General features: G+C 45.7%; 4 protein-coding genes. All 4 read left to right on the forward strand.

The features are described 5' to 3' along the window. Positions 1–339 (forward strand): glycogen/starch/alpha-glucan phosphorylase (locus EWV66_RS04510; RefSeq protein ID WP_287109203.1); only part of this gene is annotated, 339 nt, incomplete at its 5' end. Positions 340–420: 81 nt separating this feature from the next. Next, positions 421–1,209 carry a sulfotransferase gene (locus tag EWV66_RS04515; protein ID WP_052277426.1) on the forward strand — a complete coding sequence of 263 codons (789 nt, stop codon included), beginning with the start codon at positions 421–423 and terminating at the stop codon, positions 1,207–1,209. Positions 1,210–1,392: 183 nt separating this feature from the next. Next, on the forward strand, positions 1,393–5,478 hold the full coding sequence (locus tag EWV66_RS04520) for a twitch domain-containing radical SAM protein (protein WP_052277427.1): 4,086 nt from the start codon (positions 1,393–1,395) through the stop codon (positions 5,476–5,478). Between the two features lie 60 nt (positions 5,479–5,538). Next, positions 5,539–6,858, forward strand: a complete 1,320-nt coding sequence (locus EWV66_RS04525; protein WP_249264968.1) for a radical SAM protein — start codon at positions 5,539–5,541, stop codon at positions 6,856–6,858. The last annotated feature ends 85 nt before the right edge of the window (positions 6,859–6,943 follow it).

Genomic DNA, 6,943 nt, shown 5'->3' on the forward strand with positions numbered 1-6,943 from the left:
GGTTATGAACCGATGAGCTATTACAAAAATAATCGCGAATTGAAGGGAGTGATCGATCGAATCAAGAGTGGTTATTTTAGCCATGGTGACACGGAATTATTCAGGCCGATCGTTGATTCTCTCCTCTACGATGACCAGTATATGCTTTTAGCTGATTATCAATCCTACGCTGATTGTCAGGAACAGGTAAGTGAAGCTTATCGCGATCGGGACAAGTGGACGCGGATGTCGATTCTCAACTCGGTTCGTATGGCCAAATTCTCTAGCGATCGCACAATCTGGGAATATTGTCAAGAGATTTGGAAAGTTAATCCGGTCAAGATTAGTTTAGAGGATTAAAAAACTCGGTCAAGTTCGGGTTTAGTCTTTGACTGGCCCGAATTTTGGAACCGTAGCCCCCAAAAATGCTTGATGAAAACGATGAAATTTATTATTCTTTGCTATCCAAGAACTGGTTCAACACTTCTGATTACAGCTCTAGGAGCTCATCCGCATCTGCGTCAAGGAATGGAATTATTTAATCCAGAACTAGAGGGAGATGATCCTTGGGTTCATTGGCGCCAAGAGACTTTTAATCAGCTTTACGGTGAACAGGAAACCTACCTCAACCCTCAGAAGAATCTCGATGGTGAGCGATTTGATTTAAGTTTGTTATCGAGGGAATTTTTTCGAGTTTTTGACGGTACTAAAATTATGTACGATCAACTTGAGCGACAGTCTCCCGTCTGGGATCATTTAAGATCGATGCGGGATTTAAGAATCATTATTTTAAGGAGAAATATTGTCGAGGCGGCTGTGAGTTTTCGGATTGCCATGGCAACTAATATCTGGTTTGTTCCCAATGAAAAATCCTATATTTGGTACGTCCCTGGCCAAGAAACTAAGCCACCTTCCCTCTCTTTAGAATATCCCCTCTGGTACTTCGACTGGTTTTACAATTATTATTGCGCTGCGGAAGAATTTTTTGTCAATCTATTTCAGGATCAGGCCAAGATGGTGGTTAATTACGAGGAGATGATAGCCAATTGGGAGCAAACTATCCAAAACTTGCAAGTTCATCTGGGGGTCGAGCCGCTCGCTATTCCCATGATGTTCGACAAGAGAACCAATGGTACAATCAAAGAACTTATTTCTAACTATGATGAGATCAGAACGTACTATGACCATCATCCAGTTTTAGCCGCTCATTTTCAAGCAGTTTCATCATGAGCGTAACCGGTTGAGAAAATAAAAATTATTAAATTTTAAAAATATTCTCTTGTTTGGGCTGCCAATTTACTTTAGATTTTAAGTACAGCGTTTCTCCTCAAGATCAGGTGCGACCTAATTGGGTATCGACGACCGACTCCCCAAAAGAAAAACTTTGTACCTCACCATTAAGATAACTACTATATGCTCCCCAAAACATTTTGTATTCTACCTTTCTGCCAAGCCATGATTACTAACGATGGCAAGGTGAAATTATGCAGTCTGAATCATGGAACTAATCTGGTATCAGAAGGACGAATTCTCTCCTTGCATCAGTCTTCTTTAGAAGATATTTGGAATTCCGAGTATTTTCGTCAGCTGCGGCGGCAAATGCTAGCAGGAGAGAAGATAGCCAGCTGTGCCAAATGTTATGCCCTTGAAGCTGAAGGCAGTACAAGCATTCGTCAAGTGATGAACCGTTACCCTAGTCAGAGGATTCCGGTTGCCGGGGAGGAGCAGATAATGGAATGGGCAGCGGCGATCGTTGATGAGCGTGGGGGGCAAGCACCACCTCCCTCAGCCTTACATCTGTGGCTGGGCAATCTTTGCAATTTAAAATGTCGGATGTGTTCGCCGATGTTTAGTTCCCAGATCGCTGGCGATCCCGTACAAGCGCAATGGTTTGATGATCGTCCGCGCTCAGAAACGCTGCTGCCAGTCTACCTCAAGGGCGTAGAATACACTGGTTTCGGTGAACTGAACAAGCAGGGTGAAAAGTTGACCCGACCAGTAATCTCACAAAAAGTGACGATTTCCCTGACCGCTAAGGGAGAACCAGTGGATTTTATCGAAATCTCTGGTCAGAAACAGAGCAAGCAACTGTATCACTTATTGGTCATGACAGAAGACCAACTGTTGGGCCAACAATTATTAGCTGGAAGTGGTGAATGGCGAGTGGTCGTCAAACCCGATCTGGTCTGGAATCCTAGTTCTCGCCTTGAATTCTCCCTGCATTTTCTGCCCGTATTTTACCTTCCGCCCTTAACCAGCACTCGCACAGCGAAACTAAATATCTATCGTTGGGGTTCTCCGCTGGGTATTGATATCGATAACTTGAGGATTGTCAGCAAACCACAGAGCGGAAAGAGACAACCAAAGGAATTTTTAAGCCGTATTCCTGAAAATCCCCATTGGTCTTCCAATGAAAAGCTGGTTTTTGAGGAAATCTTAGCCCATCCAGAAAGCCTCCAGCATATCAACTTTACGGGAGGAGAGCCGTTTATCCAGCCCGCTTTTGCCACTATTCTCAAGAAATTGATAGAAACCGATCACGCCCAACACATCTCGCTATACATCAACACGAACGGCACTGTCTATAATCGTCGTCTTTCGGAAATGCTGCGTCAGTTTTTATCCGTAGAACTGGCTTTTAGTGTGGAGGGAGTCGGTCAGTTACAGGAATATATCCGAACGCCTTCTCGGTGGGAAATGATCTCGCGTAATATATTATCCTTCCAGAAAGACCATATTCCCTTATCTGTTCGTCCCACTGCCCAAGCTTATAATATCTTCGGCATTTTAGAGCTGGTGCGTTGGTGTCAAGAACAGGGTCTGAGATACATCTTAAACAATCTCATTTGGGAGCCAAGGTTTTTATCCCTAGATATGCTGCCGCAACTGGTCATTGATGAAGCTCGACAGGATTGGCAGCAATACTTAGAGCAAGAGTGTGATGAAGATAATCGATGGCACATAGAAACAATAATCGCCGCTTTACAACGACCACGCCCCGAACCGAGGGAATTAGCCGTTTTACAAGACGCATTTATTCGCTATACCAACGATATCGATCGATCAAGAGGACAATCCCTCGCCGTCGCCTGTCCTAGACTTTATGATCGTCTCATCGCTGCCGGTTGCGACTTTGGCTCTAAGTACCGTTTCAGCCAACCAAAGATGACTGATGCCAGTATCGTTATTACCACCTGTGAAGTCAATCAACACCATGGTACAGGTGCATTAGTCAAAAAAATAGTTGCTGACACTGCCAATATTCTGTCGATTCGTTCTGTGGATTTGTATGGGGGAGAACAGGACTTGGGGGCAATCGCTCTTTGTCTATCTAATCCTGGTTTGTCAAGACCAGAAGCAGTGAAAAACACTGTCCATGCCGTCAGAATTTTCCATGAATATAAGGTGACGCGCCTTCTTTGTGTTCCTTACCTGGCCGAGGATTTAATCACAGCGATCGTACTGCAAGACTTGTATCAAGTTCCCTTGGCCGCTTACATTATGGACGATCAAAATATTTGCGTGAATAATATTCCCGATCAATTGATGGGGGAATTTTTAGGTAAATGTTCCCTACGGCTAGTCACCCATCCCGAATTGCGAGCAGCCTACGAAGCCAAATATCAATTGGAGTTTTCGTTACTGCCCGCATTGGTATCGGAGCAGTTAATTTCCCCGACTCCCCAATTAGCCAATCTTAACTCCCGGTCGGCCAATGTAGGAGCTTTGATTGGCAGTATTTCCAGTCAGCAATGCTTTGATTTATTATGTAACACGATCAAGGCAGCGGGAATCGAACTCGATTGGTACAATGGCACGGTAGATTGGTATCAAGACAATCAATACCGTCAGCAAGAGGAGCATTCAGAACTAATTAAAAATCGAGGCATTCATCTCTGTGGTCTGTTGCCAGAAGAAAAACTGGTACAGATATTAAGAAACTATGCCTATTTAGTGCTGCCGACGGGTGCCTTAGCAGAAGGCGATCATAACCCTCGATTGTGGCGAATGATTTTTGCGGTGGCTACGGCGAATATCCCGATAATTGTTTTGGGCCAGGAAACCACATCGGCAGCTCAATTTATCCGACGATTTCATCTAGGAGTTGTCTGTGATTATCAAGGGGAAAGTTTAAGACAGGCTCTAGAGCAGCTAAGAGACCCGAAAAATTGCCAACAGATGCGCCAAAATGCGGCGGCCATAGCCTCAAAATTATCAGCCAAAGGGATTAACCAATGGCTATGGGAATCGATCGATCAGGGCAAACCGCGGGATGGACGTTTTGAGGAACTGTTCGCAGACAATCTGGAACAGGAAGAAATAAATAGTCAAGAGTCGCCCCTCTGCCAAGAACCGATGACCAGTGAGGAAATTTTAGCTCACTGTTTTCCCCAACGTCTTGCCCACGGTTATGACGGGCATCTGGTAGATATTAATAACATTGATTACATCGATATGGTGTCTGGTTGGGGTTCCAATATTCTTGGTCATGGCTACCAACGGGTAGCGCGGGCTGTGGCCGAACAGATGTTCAAATACTCTAACCTTGGTATGGTCGGTCCGGAATGGCAAAACCTCTACGAGCTGCTGACTCGCTTGATCCCCTGTGCCGAAACCATGCACTTAGTTAAAAATGGCTCCGATGCAACGGCAGCGGCCGTTCGACTAGCTCGTTCGGTGACGGGACGGGTTAAAGTGCTGCATCGAGGTTATCATGGTGTTCAGGATTGGTACATGGCCTCGATTCAATGTCCGGGGGTGCCGAGTAGCCATTACGGGCAAATTATTAGTCTTGATGTGTTAGAGGTGGAGGGCGTTCAACGGGCTTTTGTCGAGCATCCTGGGGAGATTGCCTGCCTGATTATCGATCCGATGGCTTGGCCAATTCCCGATCGAGAAACTATGTTAACTATTCAAGCAATCGTTCAAAAAGAAGGGGCGCTGTTGATTTTTGATGAAGTGGTCTCTGGTTTCCGGGTGGCCATTGGTGGAGCCCAAGAGTTTTGGGGGATTGTACCCGATCTGGCCTGTTATGGCAAGGCGATCGCTAATGGTCTACCTCTCTCGGTGTTAGTAGGTCGTGAGCAGTGGCTACAACAAATGTCATCGATTAACTACGGTCTGACTTTTAGCCTAGAAGCGGTTTCAATCGTGGCGGCGATCAAAACGATTAATGAGATTAGCGATCGTCAAGTCTGTCAAGACTTAGCAGCAAAAGGTCGTATTTTAAAAACCGCCTATGGCGAAATTTGTCGAACCCGTGGAATCGAGTCCGCCTTAGTGGGACATGATTGTCGCCCAGAGCTAAAATTTTGGGAAATTAACGGCTTTTCTGGCGATTATTGTCGTAATCTGATGAATTATGAACTGGCACGCCAAAAAGTATGCACCTATGGCACTTTTAACCTCTGCTATCGCCACACCCAGGACGATATACAAATGGTCATCTGCGCCCTAGAAAAAGCCCTCGCTCGCGTCGCCTTGACCCTCAAGGGCTAGAATCAGTAATCAGTAATCAGTGATCACTCCCGACTCGAAAAATTCCCCACTCCTTTTCCGATGCTACCAAAAACCTTTTGTATCCTCCCTTTCTCCCAGATGACCATTGTTAATGATGGGAAAGCGCAATTGTGTTGTCGCACCGATCTCAATCCGATGTCAGAGGGGCGTTGTCTGTCGTTACACTGGGCTACCTGCGAGCAGATTTGGAATTCCGACTATCTGCGCTCGGTGCGAAGCCAAATGCTGGCTGGGGAAAAAATCCCCGACTGTAGCCAATGTTATAGCACGGAAGCCGATGGTGGGACTAGCCTTCGCCAGATTATGAATACCCAAGCTGAACAACTGTGGCGGGTTTCAGGAGAAGAGGGCATCTTGGACAAGGCGACGGCGATTGTTCGTGAGGGGGGCAAAGCACCACCGCCCTCGGCCTTGCACCTGTGGCTAGGTAATCTTTGTAATTTAAAATGTCGAATGTGTTCGCCGATGTTTAGCTCCCAGATTGCGGCCGATCCCATACAAGCACAATGGTTTGGCGATCGAATCCGTGCGGAGATACTTTTACCCGTTTACCTCGATGAAGTCAAATATACAGGTTTGGGCGAACTAACTCGGCGTGGCGAAAAGTTAACCCGTCCAGTAAAAAGGGGAAAAGTCACCATTTCCTTACCCGCCAACGGAGCGGCCATCGATTTAATTGAAATTTCTGGCTGGAAAAATTGTCATCAACCCTGTTATTTATCAGTAATGGCAGGAAAACGAGCAATAGCCCGACAATTATTATCAGACGGTCAGTGGCAAATAGCGATCGAACTCGCTCCCACTGAGGAAGCCATCTCTAGCTTAGAATTATCCCTACATTTTCTGCACCTATTGCAGCCGCAATCCTTACTCAGCAATTATCAAGGAGAACAAATCTGTAGTTGGGGTTTACAACCCTGTATCGATATCGATAACTTGCGGATTGTCAGCCAGAAAAAGAGCGATAAGGGACAAGAGAGAGAGATTTTAAGCCGTATACCCGAAAATACCCAGTGGTCTTCCAATGAAAAGCTGGTTTTTGAGGAAATATTGGCTCATCCGGAGAGTTTGAATTTGCTTCTATTTGCTGGGGGTGAACCATTAATCCATCCCATGTTTCCAGCTATTCTCAAAAAACTAATCGACACTGATCACGCAGGACACATCTCGCTTTACATCAGCACCAATGGCACTGTCTATAATCGTCGTCTTTCGGAAATGCTCAAACAGTTTTTATCGGTGGAACTGGCTTTTAGCGTGGAAGGGATCGGTCAACTACAAGAATATATTCGTTATCCCTCTAGATGGGAGAGGATCGCTCGTAATATCCCACATTCCGCACCCTCAACTGTCACATAAGCTGTCCCCCTCCAGAGACTTGAGTAAAAATACTTATCTGGTGAAGGTTTTCTCGGTGGCCGTTAGGGGGATATTGAGACCCCTA

Origin of the sequence: Microcystis sp. M_OC_Ca_00000000_C217Col (assembly GCF_007095585.1) — a bacterium.
GTDB lineage: Bacteria > Cyanobacteriota > Cyanobacteriia > Cyanobacteriales > Microcystaceae > Microcystis > Microcystis panniformis.

What these genes read in the sequence shown, in the direction of transcription:
- EWV66_RS04515 (WP_052277426.1), top strand. Translation starts at nt 421, where the DNA reads ATGAAATTTATTATTCTTTGCTATCCAAGAACTGGTTCAACACTTCTG.
- EWV66_RS04520 (WP_052277427.1), top strand. Translation starts at nt 1,393, where the DNA reads ATGCTCCCCAAAACATTTTGTATTCTACCTTTCTGCCAAGCCATGATT.
- EWV66_RS04525 (WP_249264968.1), top strand. Translation starts at nt 5,539, where the DNA reads ATGCTACCAAAAACCTTTTGTATCCTCCCTTTCTCCCAGATGACCATT.